Consider the following 24214-nt stretch of genomic DNA (forward strand, 5'->3'; position numbering starts at 1 on the left):
TTCAGGGTGACGTCCAAGGACCTCACGGGTTGAGATCCCGCAGAACGGGCACCCAGTGGTGGCACCACAGCCGGGTGCACCGCGCCCTTGGCCCAGTAGCGGAGAGGCAGGGCACCTCATGAGTGTCATCGAAGGCAGCGTTGACGTCGATGTCCCGGTCCGAATGGCCTACGACCAGTGGACGCAGTTCGAGTGTTTCCCGCGCTTCATGAGCGGAGTACGCCGCGTGGACCGGTCGCACTCCTCCATGACGCACTGGGTGACGAGATTCGGCGGCGTGACGCGGGAGTTCGATGCCGAGATCACCGAGCAGCAGCCCGACGAGCGAGTGGTGTGGCGCACGGTCGGCCGGCCTCGACTGGCCGGCTCGGTGCACTTCCGGTCGCTGGCAGAAACCAGTTGCCGGCTCACTTTCCGCATCGAGTTCGCTCCCCGTGGCGCGGCCGAGCGGGCCGGGGATGCCCTGGGTCTGGTCCGGAGGCGGGTTCACCAGGATCTACGGCACTTCAAGGAGTACATCGAGGGCCAGGGGCGGGCGACCGGGCAGTGGCGGGGAACCATCAGCGGCGGCCATGTGAAACCGGACTCCGATCGTCTGCCGCCGAACGTGCCGAACTGGCCGACCGGCTGACACCAGGCTCTGTCCAGCACAGCGGAAGGACCAGCGTGCGAGAAACATCCCACGGCGAGGCGGGCGGCGAGCAGGCGAAGATCACTGCGCCGAAGACATGGGCGGCGGGCGTCCCGGCGGTCGCCCACGCGCTCCAGTACTCCCTGACCGAGACATCAGGCCGTCGTACGGCACTGAATCTGCTCGACATCAACCAGACCGAGGGCTTCGACTGCCCCGGCTGCGCCTGGCCCGACCCAGCGCCCGGTCAGCGGCACACGAACGAGTACTGCGAGAACGGCGCCAAGCACGCCAACGACGATGCCACCACGCGTCGTGTCACGCCGGACTTCTTCCGGAAGCATTCGGTGGCCGAATTGAGCCGTGCCTCGGACCTCTGGCTGAACCAGCAGGGCCGGCTCACCCAGCCCGTGGTCAAGCGCCCGGGCAGCGACCACTACGAGCCGATCAGCTGGCACGACGCCCTGGGTCTGATCGCCGACGAACTGCGTTCCCTGGATTCCCCGGACGAGGCGATCTTCTACACCTCCGGCCGGGCCGGGAACGAGCCCGCCTTCGTTCTCCAGCTCTTCGCTCGGGCGCTCGGGACCAACAATCTGCCCGACTGCTCCAACATGTGTCACGAGTCGAGCGGTGCGGCGTTGCACGAAACGCTGGGCATCGGCAAGGGCGACGTGAGCCTGCTGGACCTTCACCACGCCGACCTGGTACTGACCGTGGGGCAGAATCCTGGCAGTAACCATCCCCGCATGCTGTCGGCTCTGGAGGAGACCAAACGCGCCGGTGGGCAGATCGTGGCGATCAATCCGCTTCCCGAGGCCGGGCTCATGCGCTTCAAGAACCCGCAGAAAGCACGCGGAGTGGTGGGCCGTGGTACCAACATCGCCGACCAGTTCCTCCAGATCCGCCTCGGCGGCGACCTCGCGCTCTTCCAGGCGCTGAACCTGCTTCTGTTGGAGGCCGAGGAGGCCGCGCCGGGCACGGTGGTGAACCGGCAGTTCATCGACGACCACACCAGCGGGTTCGAAGAATTCGCCGCCCACATTCGTGCCACCGTCTCCTGGCCGGACGTACTGACGGCCACCGGCCTGACCCGTCGCCAGATCGAAGAACTCCGGGACCGCGTCCTGGCCAGCGAGCGGATCGTCGTCTGCTGGGCGATGGGACTCACCCAGCAGAAACATGGAGTTCCCACGATCCGCGAATTGGTCAACTTCCAACTTCTACGCGGGAACATCGGCAGGCCCGGCGCCGGCGTCTGTCCCGTACGCGGCCACAGCAACGTGCAGGGTGACCGGACCATGGGAATCTGGGAACAAATGCCCCAGGAGTTCCTGGATGCGCTGGGGCGCGAGTTCTCCTTCACCCCGCCCGCCGATCACGGTCTGGACACCGTGAATTCCATCCGGGCCATGCTCCAGGGCCGGGCCAAGGTCTTCCTGGGCCTGGCTGGCAATTTCGTGCGGGCGGCTCCCGACAGCGACCTCACGGAGAAGGCGATGAGGCGGTGCCGTCTCACCGCGCACATCTCCACCAAACTGAACCGCTCGCACACGGTCTGCGGCGATACGGCGCTGATCCTGCCGACCCTCGGACGCAGCGAGAAGGACTGTCAGAACGGCGAGGAGCAGTTCATCACCGTCGAGGACTCGATGAGCCAGGTGCACGCCTCGTCGGGGAGGCTGGAGCCGGCCTCGCGTCACTTGCTCAGTGAGGTCGCCATTCTCAGCAGGCTGGCGCGCCGGACCCTGGCCGACAAGGTCCCCGTGCCGTGGGAGGACTTCGAGGCCGACTACGGCAACATCCGCGACCGCATCGCGCGGGTCGTACCGGGTTTCGAGAACTTCAACACGAGGGTCCGGAAGCCAGGTGGCTTCGGGCTCTCGAACCCGGTGAACGAGGGCGTCTTCCCCACCCCCAGCGGCAAGGCGCTCTTCACACGAAACACCTTCGAGGCACTCAGTGCTCCGGCAGGCCATCTCCTGCTGCAGACACTACGTTCCCACGATCAGTGGAATACCGTTCCCTACACCACCAACGACCGGTACAGGGGCATCCATGGGTCTCGCCGGATCGTTCTCGTTCATCCCGCCGATCTGCGTGCCCTCGGGCTGGCGGACGGGGAACAGGTCGACGTGGTGAGCGTGTGGCAGGACGGCACGGAGCGCCGGGCCGAGGACTTCCGACTGGTCTCCTACCCCACCACTGCCGGCTGCGCCGCCGCCTACTATCCGGAGGCCAATGTTCTCGTGCCGCTGGACAGCGTGGCCGACGTCAGCAACACGCCGACGTCCAAGGGAATCGTCATTCGCCTGGAGCCGGTGGTAACGCGTGCTCGGTGAGAGCGGGATGCCATCGTCCTGCACGCTCGCCTTTCGCGCCCAGGGCCGAGACCCCTCCGAGCTGATCACTCCGGTAGAGACGGGGTGCGTCGAGGAGTTCTCGAAGTCCGTGTCACCGTGCGCCACGATAACGGTGAGGCCTTCCGGCATACGTTTCCTCGATCCGCGTTGAATGGGTGTTGTACACCGTGCGGGGTCAAGGCACAGACGGAGACATTTGCAGAGTTACCGTACGCGCATTCGTTGGCCAGGGCATGCGGACTGCGGACTGTGCTTCGGAAGCAGGTTTGTTGGGCCCCTTCGACCGGAGCGTTGGTCGCGGATCTACTTGGTCCGAGGGCCGTGCCAGTCCAGGCACAGGACGGTGGCGTCGTCCTTCGGGGGTTGCCCGTTGTAGGCGTCGATGACCTCGGCGACCAGCGCGCGCACGACCTCGCGTGGGTGGTCCGAGGCTGTCTTGCGGATGAGCGCGGGGAGGTCGACCGCTTGGGCTTCGCGTTCCTGCATGCCGTCGGTGTGCAGGACGAGACGGTCTCCGGGCCGCAGGTCGAGGTTCTGCACCTGGTAGGGCCGGTCCGAGGCGACGCCGAAGGGCAGGTTCACGGAGAGGTGTAGTGAGGTGATCGCGCCGTCGCGCAGCCGTAGCGGCCCGGGGTGACCGGCGTTGACCAGTTGGGCGCCGGTGCCGTCCAGGGCGATGCGCAGCAGTTGGCCGGTGGCGAAGCTCCGCCGGCCATGGTCGAGGAGTGCCTGGTGGATCTGGCGGGCCTGTTCGGCGAGGTCGGCGCCCGCGCGGCGGGCGCCGCGGGAGGCGTTGACCAGAAGGGTGGCCATGAGGGAGGCGTCGACATCGTGGCCCATGGCATCGGTGACGGACAGGTGCAGGGTGTCGTGGTCGACGGAGTAGTCGTAGGTGTCGCCGGCGATGTCGGAGGCCGGTACCAGGGCGCCGGCGAGGGCGAACTCGGGTGCCTCGCAGGCGGAAGCCGAAGGGAGGAGCTGGCGCTGGATCTCGGCGGCCAGGCTGACCGTGGTGGTGCGGTTGCCCCAGTGGTAGAGGTCGGTGAAGCGGCGGTCGGTGACGACGATGTACGCCAGCGCGTGCGCGGTCTCTTCGACTTGGTTCAGGACGTCCGGGGTGGGCCGGGTGAGGAACAGCTCCAGGACCCCGATGGTGTCACCGCGGTTGGTGACCGGGGCGAGGACACGGTGCCCCCGTACGCCCGGTGCGATCACCGGTTTCTGGGTGCGCAGGACTTCGTCGTAGACGCCGCTGCCGGATAGCGGGACCTTTTCCGCACCGGACGCCCGCTGTTCCGTGACGGTGGTGTCGTTGACCCTCAGCAGGCGTCGGCCGACGATGTCGACGAACAGGAACGACACATACGTCGCGTCGAAACGGTCGCGCAGATTCCGCGCCACGACATCGAGGGAGTGCATGGGAGCCGCTCCCTCCGCTGCTGCCAGCACATGGGCCAGCCCGATCCGATCTCCAGCCACAGCTACCTCCCTGGGTCACGGAATTCTGCTGCCCGCAGCTCAGCAAATCATTACCGCCTGCCTCAGCTCGTACGCGCGATCACGCGCCGGGGCAAGTCGGCGGCTACGGCTCCCCGGTTCTCTTTCCCCGCTGGTCGACGGACCGATCCGAGTCCTCCGCCTTCGGCCTGCACTACCCAGCCGAACGGGCGCATCCTCGCCCGGTCGGGCTGACGGAGGTCGGTTCTGGTCGAGCATGCCCTTGCGGGTGTGGAAGTCCTCGACGAGATGCATGGCCGGGTCGTACGCGCCAAGGGTGTCGGCGTAGGTGCGGCCCGCTTTGTTGATCTTTCCGTCGTACGGCGGGCCGGCGCTCCAGTTTCGCGCCGGGGTCTCCGTCGGCCCGGGCGAGTTCGACCCGCAGTTCCTGGAACCTGCGGGGAACGTGCACGGCCATGTGTGGTCACGGAAGTACCGTTTGATCTCGCCGACGAGGTAGGGGATGGCGTACGTGGTGAACTCGACCTCGCGGGAAGGGTCGAAGCGGTCGGTCGCTTTGACCAGACCGCTGACACCGACCTGGACGATGTCATCGGTCTCACCGTTACCACGGCCGGGGAAACGGCTCGCGGCTAACCGTACGAGGGACCAATTCATTTCGATCAGCGTGTCACGTGCGTGTGCCGGCTGCGGCTTTGATCCGGGTGCTGCGGGAGAGCGCGTTCGGCCGCCGTCACAGCGGTTCGCGCAGTGCGCTGCGTCCGTTGCGCCATGCGGAGAGGAGCAAGTCGCCCAGGCGGCTTTCGAGGAAGTCGGTCGCCCGGATGCCGAGGACGATGTCGGCCTCCAACTCCGGCTCGTCCTCCAGCAGTCCGCCGATGACGTCGCGGCGTACCACTTGTTCGTGGACGGCGTCGGCCACCACATGTTCGTCGTAGAAGCGCTCGGCCGCCGCCCCGGCCTGGGTACGGCGCAGTGCCTGCGCCATGCGGTGGGAACCCGGGGAGGACGTCACTTCGACCGCGGCGAAGTGGCCCACCAGGGCGCCGCGCAGACTCCGGTGCAGGCCGAGCAGGGACATGAGGTTGACCGTCGGCAACGTCGCGTCGGGCGCGGCGTCGAGATAGCGCCCGTACGAGGTGTCCAGCCCGAGATCCGCCATCAGGTCCGCGTAAAGCTGGGCGTGCATGTCTTCGGCCCGCCCGGCACCGAACTCGTCGAACTCGATCGCCACCATGGCCGCCTTGGCCCGCCCCCGCAGGCGGGGAATGACCCAGGCATGCGGATCGGCTTCCTTCAGGTGGTAGAGGGAGCGCAGTGCCGCATACTCCCTGAGCTGCCACAACTCGCCGTGGTCGCGCAGGTGGTGGCTCACACTTACGTCGGTGCCGCTCACGGGTTCGACCAGTAGGTCGCCGAGAGCCTCGTCCACCGCGCACGTCGCCGGGACGTCGGAGCGCAGGGCGGAGAGGAAGCGTTCCTCCAAGGCCCCGCGCAGCCGGAGGAGATCCGGGTTCCATTCCTGGCGGTCGTCCACGTCCGCGAAGCCTCGGTAGTGCAGTTCGTACAACACGTAGAGGGCCAGGTGCAGATCGCCGCCGTACGGTTCGGCGCGCAGGGCCTCGTCCTCCAGTGACGGTACGGTCCGCTCGCCGCGCAGCGAGGCGATCACCGCCGTGGAGAGCGGCCCCCGAGGCAGGGGCAGTACGGGGTGCGCGTACCGCGCCCCGGTGAGAACGCTCACTGTTCCTGGTCCCTTTCGTGTGTCCCGTCGGTGTCGCGCACGCGGCGCCGGTGGCTGGTGTCGCACCAGGGGTAGGCGCGGCTGCGGCGGCATGTGCAGATCGCGACGATGAAGCGATCCGAGGTGACCGTGCCGCCGTCCTCGGTCACCACCTCCACGGGCCCCTCGATGAGGAGAGGGCCTTCGCGGCTCGTCGTGACCCGTACGCCGGCGTCAGACTTTCTCGGCACGGATGATCACCAGTTCCTCCCTGTCCTGATGGGCGTCGAGGAGGCCCCGCTTGCGCAGCCAGTCCAGCCGCCCCTGGAGGACGGGTCCGAACGGGACGTGCGCGCGATCGACCACCGCGGCCTTCATCCCGGCCCGGCCGAGCCTGTCGAGCGTTTCCTCGGAGCCGCACAGCCCTGAGTGGACCATGAGGAGGACCCCCCGGGGACGTAGGACGTGCGGGGCGCTCTCGCAGATCCGGTCCACCAGGATCCGGCCGTTGTGGCCGGCGTCCCAAGCCCGGGCCGGTCCGCGTCGTGGTGGCCGTGTCGCGGGCGCGGGGACGTAAGGGGGATTGCTGACGACGAGGTCGAAGGACCGGTCGGGCAGCGACCCCATGAGATCCCCTCTGCGTACGGTGACCCGCTGCCGCGACAGCGCGGCGTTCAGCCGGGTGGCCAGTACGGCACGCCGGGATATGTCGACGGCGGTCACCCTCGCTCCCAGTCTCGCCGCGTACACGCCGAGCGCGCCCGTGCCCGTACACACGTCGAGCACGCTCATGTGCGGGCCCACTCCTTCCCGCCACAACGTTTCCGCGAGGAGACGGCTGTCGGACTGGACCGCGTAAACTCCGGGAAGTCTCAGGAATTTGCCGAAATCCGCCGGACCGTTCCGGGGCTCGGCCACTTGTACCGGAAATGCCGCCATGCTGTTGGCCCGCTCTCGCCTCTAGAGGTACAGAACCGCGCATGCCCCGCCCCCCTTGGCTTACACATCGGGAAATCATCGTCCTCGATTGCCTTGAGGCAGGCGCGCCGTGAATCTCCCTTGCTCCGAGCAACGATGACGGCATCTCTCCGGCCTCGCACACCGGAATGTCTTCGCTTCACGAATCACCGGAACGAGAGCAGTCGCCGCCGAATTTCCCCCCACTCAACAGCAGTGCGATAAACGGGATTTGAACGGAACGTTCAAGAGTCACCTACGCCGTTTCCCTCACGGACCTGATCGCCTCGTGCTTCCGGATGCGGCGCGTGGACATGTACGCGACGGTGGTGAGACCGACCACTACCCCTTGGAGCGTCATGATCGTCAAATTTCTGCACGACAAAGGACTGCGCAGCGATCACGCGTACACCGTCGCGTGCCTGACGATCGGCCTGTCCGTGGCGTCGTGGGCAGCCTCTTTGAAGGTCGAACCAGCTGGGATCGCCCGTGCGGACCGAGTCGGAACCTGGGTGGGCACATGGCCGGCCACCTGGTTCGGCCTGGGCCTGGCGCTGGCCCAGCACGAACAGAAGGAATCCGAGGAAGTATCGGAGTCAACCTTCGGCTGACCAAGGAACAAACCCCGCCGTCCCACCCCTGGCGAAATGCGGCGCGAGAGGGTGTCGACCACCAGCTGTCCGGTGGTCGACACCCTTGCCTGCGACTACCGTCCCACGGCCGGTTCGAAGCGGTCCCAGGCGCGGTGGTGGGCCAGGAGTTCGGTGACGCCCTCCAGTACCCCGGCGGGGTCGGTGGCCGTGGTCACCACTCCGGGGGCGTCGGGCGCGATACCGGCGGTCTCCAGGACATCGGCCCCGTCCGCCCACGCACCCAGGGCTTTGCCGTGCCGGTACGCCTCCGTGATCAGCAGCAGGACCCGGGGGTCGATGCCCGCGGCCGCCGCCAGGTCGTCGTCGACCTTGGCGTCGCGGGCGCCGCTCGCGTCGGCGCCGGGCGCCGGTGCGCCGGCGAGGAGGACGGCGTCGAACTCGGTGGAGCGGGCGGTGGCGAACGTGCGCTGCACGGTGACGGGTTCGCCGTCCTGGTCGAGCTTGCCGCCGGTCGGGGCGATGACCAGCGGGACCATGCCGGCGTCCAGAACCGCCTGGCGGACGGACCGTACGCCGGACAGATCCTGGTCGCCGGCGGTGACGATGCCGATGATCCGTCCGTCGCTCGGCCACCTGCCGCCCAACTGTGACAGGGCGGGGCTGGGCTGCGGCTCCGTCAGGGGTACGGTCGCCCCGGGCGCGGGCAGTCCCAGTCCGGCGGCGACCTGCTCGCACAGTTCGCCGTCGATGTTGGCGAGGACGAGGAGGGCCCGTTCCTTGATCGTCTGCTCCCAGCACTTGTTCAGCTCGAAGGTGTACGCGGCCACGATGTGCTCGCGCTCCGTGGGCGTCATGCTGAGCCAGAACAGCCGGGCCTGGCTGAAGTGGTCGTCGAACGACGCCGGCGCCTCGCGGACCTTGCGGGACGCCGGTACCTCGACCGGCACCTCGATGTAGGCGCCGGTGTCGGCGCCGGCCAGGAACGGGCAGCCGCCGTCGAGGGAGTTCGGCCGGTAGGGGGCCACTCCGGTGTGGACGGCGCTCTGGTGCATGCCGTCGCGGAGCATGTCGTTGACCGGCGCGTGGGTGCGGTTGACGGGCAGCTGGCCGAAGTTGGGGCCGCCGAGCCGGCTGATCTGGGTGTCGAGGTACGAGAACAGGCGCCCTTGGAGAAGCGGGTCGTTGGTGACGTCGATGCCGGGCACCAGGTGGCCGACGTGGAAGGCGACCTGCTCGGTCTCGGCGAAGTAGTTCGACGGGTTCGCGTCGAGCGTCATCAGACCGATCGGTTGGATCGGCGCGAGCTCTTCGGGCACGAGCTTGGTGGGGTCCAGCAGATCGATGCCCTCGAACATCTGGTCGTCGGTGTCGGGGAAGGTCTGCACGCCCAGTTCCCACTGGGGGAACGCGCCGGACTCGATCGCGTCGGCGAGGTCCCGGCGGTGGAAGTCCGGGTCGACGCCCGCGGTGATCTGCGCCTCCTCCCACACGAGCGAGTGGACGCCGAGCTTCGGCTTCCAGTGGAACTTCACCAGCGTGCCGGCGCCCTCGGCGTTCTCCAGCCGGAAGGTATGGACGCCGAAGCCCTCCATCATGCGGTAGGACCGGGGGATGCCCCGGTCCGACATGTTCCACAGCGTGTGGTGGGTGGCCTCGGTGTGCAGGGTGACGAAGTCCCAGAAGGTGTCGTGCGCGCTCTGGGCCTGCGGGATCTCCCGGTCGGGGTGCGGTTTCGCGGCATGGATCACGTCCGGGAACTTGATCGCGTCCTGGACGAAGAAGACCGGGATGTTGTTGCCGACCAGGTCGAAGACACCCTCGGCGGTGTAGAACTTCGTCGCGAAGCCCCGTGTGTCGCGGACGGTGTCGGCGGAGCCGCGCGAGCCGAGCACGGTGGAGAAGCGGACGAAGACCGGCGTCTCGACGTCCTTCACGAGGAACGCGGCCTTACTGATCCCCGACGCGGTGCCGTAACCCCGGAAGAAGCCGTGCGCGGCGGCACCCCGGGCGTGCACGACGCGCTCGGGGATACGCTCGTGGTCGAAGTGGGTGATCTTCTCCCGCAGGTGGTGGTCCTGCAGCAGCACGGGCCCGCGGGAGCCCGCCTTGAGCGAGTGATCGGTGTCGTACAAGCGGGCACCCTGGGCGGTCGTCAGCCGCTCCCCGCCCTGCGCGACCTTCTTCCGCGGGACCCCGGTCTCCTGCCCGGTCGGGCCGTACGTGTCGGGCCCGCGCTGGTCGTGCTTGGGCGGCAGCGGACCGGACGGCTCCGTCGGCTCGTCCAGCGGCGGCGGCACCGGCCCCGGCGCACCCGGGATCTCGTTGCCGGGCCGGACGGCGTCCCGCACTGTCTCGGCCACCTTGTCGGCGACAGCCGTCACAGGGTTCTTCTTCTTGGCGCTCACGGTGTTCCGATCGTCGAGGGAGGGAGCGGAGTGACGCCGTCCGAGGTCTGGGGCCGGTGGGGGGTCCGCAGGAGCCGGGTACCCCCTGCGGCCGCCGCGACGCGGTCCCGCACCCGGACGATCGACGGATTCACCCGATGGGTGCGTTACGGCCCGCCCGTTCCCTGGTCGGATCCGGTCAGCATGCGAGGGCGGTCCCGCCCCAAGGGGCGGGACCACCGTCGATCACCTGCGTTCGATTTCCTCGCTCCTCGTGGAGGAGGTCAGACCTGGCCGCGCCAGGCGCCGGTTTCACCACCGCGGGACTCGATGAACGTCTTGAAGCGCTTCAGGTCACCGGTGGCCTGACGGCGTACGAAGCCGAGCTTGTCGCCGACGGTGTCGGCGATCCCCTGCGGATCGTGATCGAGCTGGAGCATCACCTTGGTGCGGTTGTCCTCCAACCGGTGGAAGGTCACCACACCGGCCTGGCGGACCTCGCCGTCCACCGTGGTCCAGGCCACCCGCTCGTCGGGGATCTGCTCGGTCACCGCCGCGTCGAACTCACGCTTCACGCCATTGACGGAGGTCACCCAGTGCGTGAGAGTCGCGCTGCGCTGCTCGATTCGTTCCACACCGTCCATGAACCGCGGAAAGTCCTCGAACTGGGTCCACTGGTTGTAGGCGGTGCTCACCGGGACATCAACGTCGATGGACTCTTCGATGGTCGACATACTCTGCTCCTTGCCCGGGCTGTGGAAGAGTGCGTTCGTCGTGGTTCAGCGCGTGCCCCTGAAGCCGCCCCCCATGTCCGGATCGGGTGGAGAGCCCTCGAACGGATCAGGTTTTGCCCGTCCCGCGGAGTTGAACCCTGGCCTCCTCGACGCTGCTGTGGACGGAGAAGACCGCTTCGGCACCGGTCAGGGCCAGGAGGCGGGCGATCTGCGTGGGCAGCGCGGCCAACGCGAGCTCGACACCGTCTTCCTGGGCGCGGCGGCGCAGTCGAAGCAGCGCGTTGAAGCCGGAGGAGTCGCAGAAGGTGACGTCCGAGAGGTCCAGCACGACGAATGGGCAGCGCGCGATCACTTCCACGGCTTGGCGGTAGACGGCGGGCGCCGTCTCGGCGTCCAGATCTCCTGACACGGCGGCCACGGCCAGTCGGCCGTCCGGTTCTTCCGCCACGTGTACGGGCCGGTCGTCGGTACTCATGGTCAGGCCCTCCTGAGGTCGCTGGGGGCGACGGACGTGTTGCCCTCCGGCAGGCCGGACAGCGTAGCCGCCCTGCCCGTGTCGTCGGGGTCGGGGCCGAGCCACTCGCACAGCAGGACGGTGGCGTCGTCCTGGAGCACCCCGTCGTGATAGGCGAGCACCGCCTGGACCAGGCGGCGCAGGGTTTCGGGGACGGGCAGGCCGTCGGCGTGATGGCGGATGATGAAGTCGGTGAAACGGGTGAGGCCGAACTCCTCCCCTCCCGGACGGCGCGCTTCGGTGATGCCGTCGGTGTAGAGCACGACGCGATCACCTGGCTCCAGCTGTTCCCGGCAGATGGTGCTTGCCAGGCCCAGACCGGTGCCCAGAGGATGGGCGGGCCGGCACGCGGGATGCGTACTCCAGCGGCTGCCGCGGATGATGATGGGCCGGTGGTGACCACGGTTGACCCAACTCAACAGGCCCGTACGGGTGTCCAGGGTGGCGAGGATGCCGGTCGCGTAACGGCGGTGGTCGTACTCCTCGATCAGCGCGGCCTCCACGATCTCGCCCATGGTGATCAGATCGGCACCCGCCCGGCGGGCGTTGCGACACGCCCCCAGGGTCAGCGCCGCACAGAGGCCGGCGGCGGTGTCGTGCCCCATCGCGTCGAAGAGAGCCAGGTGGACCAGCGGACCGTCGATGGCGTACTCGTACGCGTCGCCGCTGATCCGGTAAGCCGGTTCCATGGACGCGCAGATCACCACCCGCCCGTCGGCATAGGCACTGGGGGGCATCAGGTTCCACTGCATCTCCGCGGCGATACTCAGCGGACCCGTCCTGGCCAGTTTGGCCAGCGTGTCGCTGGAGGTTCGTTTGCTGACGATGATGAGCGCGAGGAGTGCCGCGAGCCGGTCCATGTCCTCCCGCGTACGCGCGTCGTCCCGTCCGGCCGTCACACGCAGGACGCCGAGACGCTCGGTGCCGTCCAGGAGCGGCACCCACCAGGACATGCCGGAACTCCCCGATGGGGCCGCGGGCAGAATATGACCGTACTGGTAGGCCCGGCCGGGAGTGGTGCCGTCGACGCGCATCTCCCGCTCGTACCCCTCGCCGGACTCGGCGGTCCCGTCCAGCAGACGCAGTACCCGTCGCTGCAGGTCACCGAGGTAGATCAGGACCTGCGAGAACCCCGCGGCCCGGGCGTGTGCGGCCGTCGCCTCCGGGAGCCGGTCGATGGGCATGAGGTGACTGGCGGCCAGCAGATCGGCGAACATACGCCGCCCGCCCGCCTCACGCTCCAGGTCCATGATGTGCCGCCTTTCTCAAGAGTCCCGCGCGGATCGGTTCGTCCCGGAGTGCCTGGGCCCGACCCGGGCATCGGTACGCTGCTGTGGACCCCGCCGCCCGGCCCTGGTGCCGACCGCCGACGATATTCAGGATCGTCCCCCGGATCAGGATTGTCCCCGGGCAGGTGCGGGACGGCGGGGCGCCGCTCCGGCCGGGACTCCTGTGTTCGTATGGCGGCCGAACCCCCTCGGCCCGGAGAGGAACGCACATGGGTCAAGCCGTAACGGGACCCGCCCCGGAGGAACCTGAGCAGCAGCCGCTGTTCGATTGGGCCGACATCGGACCGGCACAGAGCCCGCGGTCGGCCTTCCGCGACAGCCCGGAGGCGCGGCGGATGCTCGGTGTACGGGAGGTCTTCGCCGAGCCGGCCGCACTGGACTCCCCACGCGGTCGGCAGATCATGGCCCGGCTGCCCGGGGTGTCCGTGACCGAGGTGCCCGGTCACTGGCGTATTCCCGCCCTCCACGGGAACGACGGCAACGTCGGCCGCTGGGTCCGTATCAAGACGGAGACGCTGGTGCTCGGGATCAAGCATCACCTCGTCACGCGCCCCAACGGCAGGTCCGCCGACTGGATCGCCCCGGGCCCCTCCAACGGCTGCGCGATGGCCTGCGCCTACTGCTACGTCCCGCGCCGTAAGGGTTACGCGAACCCCATCACGCTGTTCACGAACATCGAGGCCATCGTGGCGCACGTCCGACGCCACGTACGGGCCCAGGGCCCCAAGACCGTCCCCAATCAATGCGATCCCCACTCATGGGTCTACGACATCGGGGAGAACGGTGACTGTTCCGTCGACGCACTGGTCTGCGACAACACCGCGGACCTCATCGCCGCGTTCCGCGTGCTGCCGACGGCGAAGGCGTCCTTCGCGACGAAGTTCGTCAATCCCGACCTGCTCGCGCTCGACCCGCGGGGGCGTACTCGCGTGCGCTTCTCCGTCATGCCCGATCACGACGCACGCCTGTTGGACCTGCGCACCACCCCCGTAGCCGAGCGGATCGCCGCCGCGGCCGACTTCCTCGACGCCGGCTACGAGGTGCACTTCAACCTCTCTCCCGTCGTGCTGCGTCCCGGGTGGGAGACCGACTGGGCCGACCTGCTCACGCACCTCGACGACGTGCTGCCCGCCCGCGTGAAGGACCAAGCGGCCTGCGAGATCATCATGCTGACCCACAACCAGCGACTCCACGAAGTCAACCTGGGTTGGCACCCCCGCGCCGAGGAGGTCCTGTGGCAACCGGCCCTCCAGGAGACCAAACGCTCCCAGAACGGCGCCGTCAACGTCCGCTACGCCCTGAGCGTCAAGCGAGACGCACTCGCACGCCTCCACCGGCTCCTGGCAACCCGTACACCGTGGCTCACCGTGAGGTACGCCTTCTGAGACAGCGGGGCAACAGGCGGATCCATGGATGAGACAACACCGGATGAGGGGCCCGACGGCACCTCTACGCGTTCCACCAGCTGACCGGCGGCGCCGACCTGACGCCGGGCGACGCGGCACCTGGTTCGCCGAAGCGTTCCAGGTGGCGTCTGCGAGCGGTTGACGGCCGGGAGGCCTCGGGTCGACAGGGAGGGAGCGGACTCAGGCTGTGGCTGTCGGGTCCGCGGGTTCGGTGGTGCGGCGGTATTCGGCGTTGATGCGCCGGGCTTCTTCGAGTTGGTCTTCGAGGATCACGATGCGGCAGGCGGCCTCGATGGGGGTGCCCTGGTCGACCAGTTCCCGGGCGCGGGCCGCGATGCGCAGTTGGTAGCGCGAGTAGCGGCGGTGCCCGCCGGCGGAGCGGAGCGGGGTGATGAGGCGGGCTTCACCGACGGCGCGGAGGAAGCCCTGGGTGGTGCCGAGTATCTCGGCCGCCCGGCCCATGGTGTAGGCGGGGTAGTCGTCGTCGTCGAGACGGCCGAACGAGTCGCCTGCGGTCATTTGCACCTCTCTCTTGGAACGCGTGGAGGGGCCTTGGTGCCACTTGGCACCAAGGCCCCGAAGGAACTGCTACACCATCTGCCGGCCGTGACACAGCACCGGCCTTCTGTGTCCGCATGCCCACCCGGGAGAGGATGGGGACTGCGGGGATCGCGATTGCTTGACCGGAGACCACCTCACTGTCGATGTCCTGCGGTACCCGGGCCCAGTCATTCCGCCCGGGCGATCCTGATGGCGCTCGGCCCCTCCGTTCTTCCCTCTGGGATCAACCATTTGCCAACCGCTGATACTGCGTTTCTCCGTACTGCTGGTGATACGTACTGCCCGGTGGCCCGTGACGGCGCCACGTCTTCGGCAGCCGGCCCCGTCGCCCGTCCTGCGTTTGCCCTGGCTGGGAACCCCACTGCCGAACCTCCCGGTGCGCGCGCCCGCAGCCGACGCCTTCACCGAGGTGTTGCTGACCTTCCCGCACTGCTGGGGTACTGCTCACGGCGGCCCCTGATCACCTCGGGCCACCCGGTCCGGTTGTCAGTCCCGTCGCCGTCCTGTTACCGCTCTGGCTTCGGAACTCCACCACCGAACCGCCCTGCATACCGCAACTACTGCACTGCTGCCCGGCAGTTCGTCTCTGCCCGGCCCTGCTGTCCTTCTGGCTACGAGAGAAACCATAACCACAACACCATCCAATGTCTACTCCGGCCGACATAGATTTCCGCGTGTCCGGTGATGAGGCAATCGGGGCCCACCGGACCGGACGGCCGGGCTGAGGAGGAGGCGTGACCGGCAGGAGGTCCAGGCGCTGCGACCCTGCGGCGAGAGCGGACCTGATGGAGATCTCGACGCCGCCACCATCCAGCTCCGCGGCCGCGGAGGCCCGCCCGCGGACGCCGCGCATGCGCGCCCCCGACCTGAACAGCGGCACCGGCAGCTTCGGCCGGCCCGTGCTCAACCCCCTCGTCCGCGCCACCGCAGTGACCCGCCGGGCGCCCGACGCTCAGTCCTCGACAAGGAGTCCGGCGCGGAGGCGGGTCAGGGTGCGCGAGAGGAGGCGGGAGACGTGCATCTGGGAGATGCCCAGGCGTTCGCCGATCTCGGCCTGGGTCAGTTCCTGGCCGAAGCGCAGTTCCAGGATGAGGCGTTCGCGGTCGCCGAGGGTGGCCAGGAGCGGGGCGAGGCTGTGGAAGTCCTCGACCAGTTCCATGGCGGGGTCGCAGGTGCCCACGAAGTCGGCGAGGGAGGTGGTCCGCGTGCCGCCCCGGGAGCTGGTACCGGGGTCGGCGGGCAGGTCGAGCGAGTCGCTGTGGTAGCCGTTCGCGGCGACGAGGCCCTCGATGACCTCGTCCTCGGTCAGCTCCAGGTGCGTGGCGAGTTCGCGCACGGTGGGGTCGCGGTCCAGGACGACCGCCAAGTGGTCCTTGGCGCGCGCCAGTTCGACCCGCAGCTCCTGGAGACGCCGGGGCACGTGCACGGCCCAGCTGGTGTCACGGAAGAACCGCTTGATCTCGCCCACGATGTACGGGACGGCGAAGGTGGTGAACTCGACCTCGCGGGACAGTTCGAACCGGTCGATCGCCTTGATCAGCCCGATCGTCCCCACCTGGACGATGTCCTCCATCTGATCGGCGCGGTTACGGAAGCGCCGCGCCGCGAACTTGACCAGGGACAGGTTCATCTCGATGAGCGTGTTCCGGGCGTACTGGTACGCCGGGGTGCCCTCCTCCAGCACGCCCAACCGGTCGAAGAACAGCCTCGACAGGTCCCTGGCGTCCCTCGGCGTGATCTTCTCCGCGTCCTCGATCCGGGGCAGCCCGCCGGTCCGGGCGTCGTCGTCCGATATCGCTGTCCGGCTCCGCGGCGGCGTCGTGGACGGATGGGGCATGGGCATGGTCTCTCCTTGACATGGACCGAAGTGAGTGCGGGACCGCCGCGTCTGTTGCCTCCGGGGGACGGATTCCGGGGCTCCGGGGGTCGGTGCGTCAGGCGGCCTGGACCAGCTCCGCCCGGCCGAACAGGAGCGCGTAGCCGGCCGGGAGCTGGGCCAGGATGCCGGTGAGCAGCTCGGGACCCGCCAGGGTGGCGAGAGCGGAGAACACGGAGCCGGTGTCCCAGCGTGCGACGGCGGGACTGGTCCCGCTCCGGGCGGAAAGGTCCTTGACGAAGCCCCAGCCGGTGAGTGGCTCGGCGGTGGGCACCTGAGCGGTCAGGACCAGGGCCGCCTCGAGGGGAAGTCGCGCGGCGAGAGCGGCGCGTTCCTGGCCGGTCAGCTGCCGGCCCAGGCCGGCGAGCACGGCACGTGCCGCGTGGTCGGCGCGTTCCCGGGTGCTGTAGGCCCCCTCGTACCGGATCCTCTCCAGCATCTGTTCGTACGTCATCACCGGGGACTGCTGGAACATCTCTCCTCGGATGCCTTTCTCGTGCCTGGGCCCGCTCGCGCCGAGGCAGCGCGAACCGGCGTGTGGGGTTGTTGCCGTTCGGGGGCGCGGAGGACGAGGCGGTGGACGCCTCGTCCTCCGCGGTGGGGCGGGCCGGTTCAGCCGGAGATCTCCCGGGGCGTCGTGGGCCCGTTGACGCTGATCCTGCGGGGCTTGGCGCGCTCGGCGATCGGGATGCGCAGCGTCAGCACTCCCGCGTCGTAGTCGGCCTTGATCCGTTCGGTGTCCAGCGTGTCCGCCAGGACGATCTGGCGGGAGAACACGCCCAGCGGGCGCTCGGCCAGTTCCATCTGGACGGCGTCGGCCCGGGGCGCCGGGCGCCGCTCCGCCTTGACCGTGAGCATGTTCCTCTCGACATCGACGTCGATCGCGTCCGGTGCGACACCGGGAAGGTCGAAGGCCACCACGTAGTCGTCGCCGTCGCGATAGGCGTCCATCGGCATCGCGGCCGGCCGCGACCAGGTGCCGGGGCCCATCAACTGCTGCGTGAGCCGGTCGAGTTCGCGGAAGGGATCAGTGCGCATCAGCATCGCGAAACACCTCCAAAGTCCGGGCTGTACTGCCCATGCGCTTCGTCTGCCATCCGTTGTAACATGTCATCCATTGGATGACAAGCAAGGTGTCATCCAATGGATGACACCAGTGAGGAGGGTCCGTATGACAGCCGCTGACCGGCCCGATCCCGGCGCGGCGCAGGTGCCGGGACCGGTCTCCTTCGCCGCCACCGCAGCCGCGCTGGACGCGATCGACCGGACGCTGCGCACCGCCCGGGAGCACGCGCCCGACCCGGTCGGCGGCCTTCCGGACCCCCGCGAGGTCCTGGACTCCCTGCTGTTGCTGCGTCACGTACGCGATCAGCTCGCCGCGTGGGAATCGGGCTTGGTGGAGGTGGCACGTGACGCGGGGGCGAGCTGGGCGGACCTCGCCCACCCGCTCGGGGTCGCCAGCCGCCAGGCGGCCGAACGCCGTTACCTGCGCCAGCGCCCCGGAGCCGCGGGAAGCACCGGCGAGCAACGTGTGCAGGCGACCCGCGATCGTCGCGCCGCGGATCGGAATGTCACCGCCTGGGCGCGGGACAACGGCGCCGACCTGCGGGGCCTGGCCGGCCAGATCATCGCTCTCACGGACCTGCCCGCCTCGTCGGAGGACTCGATCCACCGCCTGCGCCAAGCCCTCGCGGACAGCGACCCCTCCACCCTCCTGGTCCCCCTGGCCGCCGCCGCACCGCACCTCCGACCCCGCTATCCGGAACTCGCCGACCGCCTCGACGCCCTCACCGACCACACGCGCCGCCTCCACGGCGCGCAGCGCGGCGTGTTCCCGTGAGGCCGGGGCCATGAGGCGCGGCTTCGGCGAGTGGAGCAGGCGAAAACGGAGACACGGAAGGGAGCGGACGCCGCTGCCACGAGCCCGCCCTGCGGGCAGGCATCGTCTTCGGTACGCGCAGCCGTGTGGCTGGGCGGCGCCGCTCCATCATGGAGCTGATCGCCGACAAGCACGTGGTCGGGGTCGCCACCAACCCCACGATCTTCGCCTCCGCACTGTCCAAGGGTGACCGCTACAACGACCAGCTGACTCGCCTGGGTGCTCAGGGGGCGCAGGTCGACGACGCGGTCTTGGCCTTGACCACCGATGACGTGCGCGAGGGCTGCCGGGCGTTCCGTGAGGTCTTCCGCAGCAGTGGCGGGGTCGACGGGCGGGTCTCGACCGAGGTCGATCCCAGGCTGGCCCGTGATACGGGGGCCACCACCGCACAGGCGGCCGCGCTGTGGGAGGCGGTGGCCGAGCCGAACCTGTTCGTGAAGATTCCGGCGACCCGTGAGGGATTGGCCGCGATCACCGCCGCCATCGCCCGGGGCATCAGCGTCAACGTCACGCTGATCTTTTTCCTGGACCGGTACCGGAAGGTGATGGGCGCCTACCAGAGCGGCCTGGAGCAGGCCCTGGAAGCGGGGCTCGACCTGTCGGGCATCCACTCGGTCGCCTCCTTCTTCGTCTCGCGCGTCGACACCGAGGTCGACCGCCGCCTCGACGCCCTCGACAGTACCCAAGCCCGGGAGCTCAAGGGCAAGGCCGCGGTCGCCAACGCCCGGCTGGCCTACCAGGCGTACGAGCAGGTGGTGGCCGAGCCGCGCTGGCAGCGCCTGGCCGCGGCCGGAGCCCATGCCCAGCGACCGCTGTGGGCGTCCACCGGAGTGAAGAACCCGGACTACCCGGACACGATGTACGTCAGCGACCTGGTCATCGCCGGCACGGTCAACACCATGCCCGGCGCCACGCTGACCGCGTTCGCCGACCACGGCACCGTGCCCGCCCACCCGCCGGCCGCCGAGGACTACGCCGCCGCCGAAGCCCACCTGGCGGTGCTGGGGGACGCCGGTGTCGACTTCGCGGATGTGACGGACGCTCTGGAGCGCGAGGGACTGGAGAAGTTCGAAGCCAGCTGGGCGGAGCTGGGGGCCTCGGTGGCAGACGAGATGCGCTCCGGCGCAGGGTCGGCGGCCCGGGCCGCCGACGGTGCCTCGAACAACGTCGGCTCGCTGGCGATCTACCTCAACGACCACTACACGGGTGCGACCGGCGGCCTGGAGCTCTTCCAGCGCGCCGCCGGCGCCAAGAAGGGCGGGAAAGAAGAAGTGGTCCTGACGGATCCGGCGCGTCAGGTGGAGGAGGACCGTGACGCGCTGGCACAGATCATGGCCGACCTGGGTGTCTCCGTCGACCGTACCAAGGTGGCCCTGGGCTGGGTCGCGGAGAAGGCCGGCCGCTTGAAGACCAACGGCCACCTCTTCTCCCGCTCCCCGCTCAGCGATGTCCTTGAAGCCGAGGCGATGCTTCTGGGCGTCCTGGGCAAGGCAGCGTGTTGGCGCAGCCTGCGCGCCCTGGCCTACACCGACAGGCGCCTGGACGCAGCGAAGCTGGACACCCTGCTGGAACGCGCCGAGCACCAGAACGCGGCCCTGGAAGAACTGCGGGTCGCGGCCGTCACCCGCACGCTGGCCCCCAAAACCCCGCCCAGCAACTGATTGCCGCCCGGGCGATTCCTCCGCCTGCACCGTGACAGGTGAGGGGGATGGCGCCGCTCGCCGGTCGACGTACTCTGCGCACCCGGGGACCGACCTGGCAGCTCGGAGTCTCGCGCTTACCCGCGTCGCGGGTCCGGCAAGTGGTGCATGGCTTGCTGGGCCTGTTCGAGGGTGAGCGCGGCGCAGGGCAGTGGATGGGTGGCCGGTGTGCGAAGTCCGTCGAGGGTCTTCGCGTCCGTCGAGTTCTCGGCCAGGTGTCAGGACTGTGGTGCGCAGTTGGAGTGCTGGGGTGTTCAGTCCCTGGTGAGTTTCCGCCGGTCCAACGACGGCCGCCCCAACACCGCGACCGCAACTGCGGCACCAGCACAGCCCACTGCGCGTCAGAAAGTTCCCCTCGCCCCACACCGAGATCATCACGATGCGGGACGAGGAACAGAACCGACTTTCAAAACACGGCGGACCACCGTCTACGGCTCACCGGCCGTAGAACAGTGACCCGAGGGACGTCGGCTAGTAGTTGAACTGGATGTAACCTCCGATTCCCGCGTCGCCGCTCTGGCTCCTGCGGATGCACTCGAGCTGAACCGCCGGGTCGGCTCCGGTGTTGCCCAACCAGGTCCAGAGGTTGTAGCCGGGGTCGATGTACCGGGCGTCGAAGCGGCCTCCGTTGACGACGATGCGGCAGGCTTCTCCTGCGGCCGCGTGGTTGTTGACCAGTAGATGGACGCTCGGAGACCCGCCGGGGAGCCACTCGGCCGTCTCGGGGAAGTCGCTCGAACTGAAGCTGCACCGAGTCCATGTGTCCGCTGAACCGCAGTAGAACGTGGTCCTCCACGACTGCTGGGCATCCGCGGGCCTGGCCACGGCCGCCTCCACGGGCGCCGCCTGGGCTCCAGGTGCCGTGGCCAGGACGGCGCCGGCCATGACGGCGAACAGACTGCCGATGAACTTTCTCATTGTCTTCCATCCTCTGGTTGATGCTCCGAGCGAGGAATCGCGCTTCCTTCCTCGCCGGGCCGGCGATCGACCGCCGGCCCGGGTCGTGCAGGACAGGCGCGACGTGGCGTTGCCCCGGCGACCGGGGCTGGTGGCCACGTCGATGACCTTGTCGTGTGCCGTCACCATGTCGTCATCACCGCGTCACCACGGGCGTTGAGGAGGCATTTCCGCGCACGCTATGCTCCGATGGGTTACTTTGGGTGACAAGGGCGGTTCGGGGGATGGACTTTCGCGTACTGGGCACGCTTGAGGTCCGGACGGGCCAGGAGCGGTTACTGGTGCCAGGAGCGCGGCGGCAGCGGGTTCTGGCCGCGTTGTTGCTGGCGCCGAACTCGGTGGTGCCGCTGTCCAGGCTCGCGGACATGACCTGGGACGACGAGCCGCCCGTGACTGCTGTGAAGCAGTTGCAGAACTCGGTGTCGGCGCTGCGTGAGCGGTTGGGCGACATCGCACAGCGGCTCATCCGTACCGAGGACAACGGCTACCTGATCCGCGTCGGGGAACCGCACCTCGACTCGCTCCGGTTCGCCGCTGGGGTCGCCGAGAGCCGTCGCCACGCAGCGGAGGGAAGGCTGCATCAGGCAGTCGCGGAGATCCGGGCAGCGCTGGATCTCTGGCGCGGGACCGCGCTCGAGGGATTGGGCACCGCAGCGCTGAACAGATCCGCCGCACGGCTGGACGAGCAGCGGCTCAGCGCGCTGGAGCTTTCGGTCACATGGCGGATGGAACTCGGCGAGCACCACGAGGTCGCCGATGACCTGGCAGATCTCGTGCACGACCATCCACTGCGCGAAACACTGCACATGCAGTGGATGGAGGCGCTGGTCCACTGCGGCCGGCGCGCGGACGCGCTGCACGTCTTCCACCGCCTCAGAACCAGCCTCGCCAAGGAACTCGGCGTCGACCCCGGGGCGGATGTGCGGCGCCTGCATGAGCAGATCCTGCGCGGAGAACAACCCGGGGCCCGCCCGGACCATCGCACCCAGGGCGTCCATCGCGTGCCCGCGATGAGGCAGCCGTGGTCCGTTGCCCCGCCAGTGCCACGACAACTTCCGCAGAGGGTCCCTGACTTCATCGGCCGGGCCGATCACCTGCTCGCGCTCGACGCCCTGCTGCCGCCGGCCCGTGGCCAGGCCGTGGTGATCTCCGCACTCGACGGCTCGGGCGGAGTGGGCAAGACGACGCTCGCGGTGCACTGGGCCCACCGGGTGCAGGACCGGTTCCCCGACGGGACACTCCACACCAACCTCCGCGGGTACGGCCCCGGCAAGCCCGCGAGTCCGGATGAGATTCTCGACGACTTCCTGGTCGCGCTCGGCGTGCACCCGGCGGCCGTACCAGCCGGCACCGGCGCCCGCTCGGGACTCTTCCGTACGCTCGCGGCGGGACGGCGCATGCTGATCGTGCTGGACAACGCCCACAGTGCCGAGCAGGTCCGCCCGCTGCTGCCCGGAGCCCCCGGCTGCATGGTGGTCGTGACCAGCCGCGACAGCCTGACCGGCCTGGTGATCACCGAGGGCGCACACCGCCTCACACTCGATGTGCTCGCCCCGTCCGAGGCGCTGGAACTGGTCGTCGGCATCATCGGGCCTCATCGGGCCCGAGCGGAACCGGGTGCGGTGGAGACCCTCATCCGGCTGTGCGCGCGTCTGCCGCTGGCGCTGCGGATCGCCGCAGGGCGCGCAGCCGCGTACGAAAACGTCTCCGTCGCCGACATCGTCGGCGAGCTCGCCCAGGAAAACTCCAAGCTCGACGCACTCAGCTGGGGCCGAGACCCCTACGCGGCGGTCCGCAACGTATTCGCCTGGTCCTACGACCAGTTGTCCGTCGTGCACGCGAACCTGTTCCGGCGGCTGGGCCTGCACCCGGGCCCGGACATCTCGACACCCGCGGCCGCAGCCCTCGCGCAACGGCCGCCACGCGAGACCCGGCAACTGCTCAACGGGCTGGCCGACGCACACCTCATCGAACCCGTCGCACATGACCGATACCGCTTCCACGACCTCTTGCGCGCCTACGCGGAGGAGCTGGCCGGTGAGCACGACACCGAGGGCCGGCAGCGCGACGCCCTCGACGCCATGCTCACCTGGTACAGCCACACCGCCCACACCGCCGACCGCCTGCTCTACCCGAGCTGCACACGCGTGGTTGCGACCGTCGCAGAGCCCGACCACTCCCTGCCCCTGGCCGACCGCGACGAGGCCTGGGCCTGGTTCACCGACGAACGCGCCAACCTGATCGCCGCTCTGTACCACGCAGTGGACCGCACCATGGACGACTACGCCCTGTACCTCGTCGACGCTCTTGGCTTCCTCGTGCTCATGGGCGGTTGGGAGGAACGCGTCGATACTGCCGGCGCGGGTCTCCATGCGGCACGGCGGTCCGGCCAGATCCTCCACGAGGCGAACGCCCTCCTCGCCCGCGGAGAGGCACTGGCTCACCTGCAGCATCCCGACGCGCAGGCGGACCTCACCCGCGCTTGCCGACTCGCCCAGGACGCCGGCAACGTCCACGTCCAGATCGCCGCCCGCATCGAACTCGGCCAGCTCCTGCGTCAGAAGACCCGCTTCGTCGAAGCGCGGCAACACTTCGAGAAAGCCCGCCTGCTCAGCCGAGGATTCGACACCGGTCGGTGGGAAGCGGTGGCGGACGGGCACCTCGCCGCACTCCATTCCGATCTCGGCAATCACCAGCAGGCCATCGACTGCGGCACACGCAGCGCGAAACTGCGCCACCAGCTCGGCGACACCGATGGCGAAGCATGCGCTCTCGCGGCCGTCGCCGTGGGATGGCAGGGCATCGGCGACCACGACACAGCCATCATCAACAGCCGACGCGCCATCGCGCTCGGCCGCGCGTCCCTGGGCAGCCATGAAGAAACCCTCGCCGGGCCTCTCACCGTCCTCGCCACCTCGCTGTACGCCCTCGGCCGCGTGACCGAGGCAATCGACTGCTGGCAGGAAGCCGCTTCCATCTACACCGACCGGGGCCTGGACGCCGACGCCGCCACCTTGCACCACCGCATCCTGGCGGCAAGGCAATGATCTGCCCCGCCTTGCGCACGCAGGTCCGCCGACCTTGATGGCGCCTGGAGAGGACATCAACTCCGGGGCAGTCGCCGCGGCCACGCTCTCTGCACAGTGGGGACGTCCCCCGCCCGGTGGTCACCGCAGTCCGTCGTACGCG

Annotated in this window: 20 protein-coding genes and 1 pseudogene; 7 read left to right on the top strand and 14 right to left on the bottom strand. The window is 69.0% G+C overall.

All coding sequences use genetic code 11. The annotated features are described in order from the left end of the window. Window positions 1-118: 118 nt before the first annotated feature. Both HA039_RS32120 and HA039_RS32125 read left to right on the top strand, forming a co-directional pair. Window positions 119-631 (top strand): SRPBCC family protein, encoded by a 513-nt coding sequence (locus HA039_RS32120; protein ID WP_167035349.1) that lies wholly within the window; start codon window positions 119-121, stop codon window positions 629-631. 35 nt (window positions 632-666) lie between these two features. Next, window positions 667-2973, top strand: a complete 2307-nt coding sequence (locus HA039_RS32125; RefSeq protein ID WP_243869891.1) for an FdhF/YdeP family oxidoreductase — start codon at window positions 667-669, stop codon at window positions 2971-2973. A 324-nt stretch (window positions 2974-3297) separates the two neighbouring features. Here the strand turns inward: HA039_RS32125 and HA039_RS32130 are convergent, their stop codons facing one another. The 5 genes and pseudogenes from HA039_RS32130 to HA039_RS32150 all read right to left on the bottom strand — a co-directional run bounded on the left by HA039_RS32130 (window position 3298) and on the right by HA039_RS32150 (window position 7114). Further along, window positions 3298-4473, bottom strand: coding sequence for a PP2C family protein-serine/threonine phosphatase (locus HA039_RS32130; RefSeq protein WP_167035351.1), 1176 nt, complete (start codon window positions 4471-4473; stop codon window positions 3298-3300). A gap of 337 nt (window positions 4474-4810) precedes the next feature. Beyond that, window positions 4811-5133 (bottom strand): annotated as a pseudogene (locus tag HA039_RS34280) (sigma-70 family RNA polymerase sigma factor); the annotation flags it as partial. Window positions 5134-5185: 52 nt separating this feature from the next. Beyond that, window positions 5186-6196, bottom strand: a complete 1011-nt coding sequence (locus HA039_RS32140; protein ID WP_243869893.1) for an iron-containing redox enzyme family protein — start codon at window positions 6194-6196, stop codon at window positions 5186-5188. Then, window positions 6193-6426, bottom strand: coding sequence for a CDGSH iron-sulfur domain-containing protein (locus HA039_RS32145; protein WP_167035355.1), 234 nt, complete (start codon window positions 6424-6426; stop codon window positions 6193-6195). Before HA039_RS32145 ends, HA039_RS32140 begins: the two co-directional genes overlap by 4 nt. Continuing rightward, window positions 6410-7114: a HemK2/MTQ2 family protein methyltransferase gene (locus HA039_RS32150; RefSeq protein WP_167035357.1), complete on the bottom strand. Its 705-nt coding sequence runs from the start codon at window positions 7112-7114 to the stop codon at window positions 6410-6412. Before HA039_RS32150 ends, HA039_RS32145 begins: the two co-directional genes overlap by 17 nt. Before the next feature lie 332 nt (window positions 7115-7446). Here HA039_RS32150 and HA039_RS32155 point away from each other — a divergent pair, with 332 nt between their 5' ends. Beyond that, window positions 7447-7743: a hypothetical protein gene (locus HA039_RS32155; protein ID WP_243870292.1), complete on the top strand. Its 297-nt coding sequence runs from the start codon at window positions 7447-7449 to the stop codon at window positions 7741-7743. A 95-nt stretch (window positions 7744-7838) separates the two neighbouring features. Here HA039_RS32155 and HA039_RS32160 read toward each other — a convergent pair whose 3' ends face one another. The 4 genes from HA039_RS32160 to HA039_RS32175 all read right to left on the bottom strand — a co-directional run bounded on the left by HA039_RS32160 (window position 7839) and on the right by HA039_RS32175 (window position 12607). Next, window positions 7839-10085 (bottom strand): catalase, encoded by a 2247-nt coding sequence (locus tag HA039_RS32160; RefSeq protein ID WP_425086435.1) that lies wholly within the window; start codon window positions 10083-10085, stop codon window positions 7839-7841. 308 nt (window positions 10086-10393) lie between these two features. Further along, window positions 10394-10843: an SRPBCC family protein gene (locus tag HA039_RS32165; protein WP_167035361.1), complete on the bottom strand. Its 450-nt coding sequence runs from the start codon at window positions 10841-10843 to the stop codon at window positions 10394-10396. A 106-nt stretch (window positions 10844-10949) separates the two neighbouring features. Further along, on the bottom strand, window positions 10950-11318 hold the full coding sequence (locus HA039_RS32170; protein ID WP_167035363.1) for an STAS domain-containing protein: 369 nt from the start codon (window positions 11316-11318) through the stop codon (window positions 10950-10952). A 2-nt stretch (window positions 11319-11320) separates the two neighbouring features. Continuing rightward, the gene (locus tag HA039_RS32175) at window positions 11321-12607 is read right to left on the bottom strand and encodes a PP2C family protein-serine/threonine phosphatase (protein WP_167035365.1); all 1287 of its coding nucleotides are present in this window, start codon (window positions 12605-12607) and stop codon (window positions 11321-11323) included. 248 nt (window positions 12608-12855) lie between these two features. Here HA039_RS32175 and HA039_RS32180 point away from each other — a divergent pair, with 248 nt between their 5' ends. Next, on the top strand, window positions 12856-14031 hold the full coding sequence (locus HA039_RS32180) for a spore photoproduct lyase family protein (RefSeq protein WP_167035367.1): 1176 nt from the start codon (window positions 12856-12858) through the stop codon (window positions 14029-14031). Window positions 14032-14232: 201 nt separating this feature from the next. On the opposite strand, the gene HA039_RS32185 is transcribed toward HA039_RS32180, so the two are convergent. The 4 genes from HA039_RS32185 to HA039_RS32200 all read right to left on the bottom strand — a co-directional run bounded on the left by HA039_RS32185 (window position 14233) and on the right by HA039_RS32200 (window position 17533). Then, entirely contained in the window at window positions 14233-14571 is a 339-nt protein-coding gene (locus tag HA039_RS32185; RefSeq protein ID WP_167035369.1) for a MerR family transcriptional regulator, read from the bottom strand. 994 nt (window positions 14572-15565) lie between these two features. Beyond that, window positions 15566-16450: an RNA polymerase sigma factor SigF gene (locus HA039_RS32190; protein WP_167037952.1), complete on the bottom strand. Its 885-nt coding sequence runs from the start codon at window positions 16448-16450 to the stop codon at window positions 15566-15568. Window positions 16451-16547: 97 nt separating this feature from the next. Continuing rightward, window positions 16548-16964, bottom strand: coding sequence for a DUF2267 domain-containing protein (locus tag HA039_RS32195; protein WP_167035371.1), 417 nt, complete (start codon window positions 16962-16964; stop codon window positions 16548-16550). A gap of 137 nt (window positions 16965-17101) precedes the next feature. After that, complete coding sequence (locus tag HA039_RS32200) at window positions 17102-17533, bottom strand: Hsp20/alpha crystallin family protein (protein WP_167035373.1); 432 nt, start codon at window positions 17531-17533, stop codon at window positions 17102-17104. Between the two features lie 127 nt (window positions 17534-17660). Between HA039_RS32200 and HA039_RS32205 the strand changes: the two genes are divergently transcribed. Together HA039_RS32205 and tal are read left to right on the top strand one after the other, a co-directional pair. Beyond that, complete coding sequence (locus tag HA039_RS32205; protein WP_167035375.1) at window positions 17661-18329, top strand: hypothetical protein; 669 nt, start codon at window positions 17661-17663, stop codon at window positions 18327-18329. Window positions 18330-18454: 125 nt separating this feature from the next. Then, window positions 18455-20029, top strand: coding sequence for a transaldolase (tal, locus tag HA039_RS33675; RefSeq protein WP_243869895.1), 1575 nt, complete (start codon window positions 18455-18457; stop codon window positions 20027-20029). Between the two features lie 510 nt (window positions 20030-20539). Here tal and HA039_RS32220 read toward each other — a convergent pair. Further along, entirely contained in the window at window positions 20540-20986 is a 447-nt protein-coding gene (locus tag HA039_RS32220) for a hypothetical protein (protein ID WP_167035377.1), read from the bottom strand. A 263-nt stretch (window positions 20987-21249) separates the two neighbouring features. Between HA039_RS32220 and HA039_RS32225 the strand changes: the two genes are divergently transcribed. Next, the gene (locus HA039_RS32225) at window positions 21250-24072 is read left to right on the top strand and encodes an AfsR/SARP family transcriptional regulator (RefSeq protein ID WP_167035379.1); all 2823 of its coding nucleotides are present in this window, start codon (window positions 21250-21252) and stop codon (window positions 24070-24072) included. The last annotated feature ends 142 nt before the right edge of the window (window positions 24073-24214 follow it).

This window comes from Streptomyces liangshanensis (genome assembly GCF_011694815.1).
Lineage (GTDB): Bacteria > Actinomycetota > Actinomycetes > Streptomycetales > Streptomycetaceae > Streptomyces > Streptomyces liangshanensis.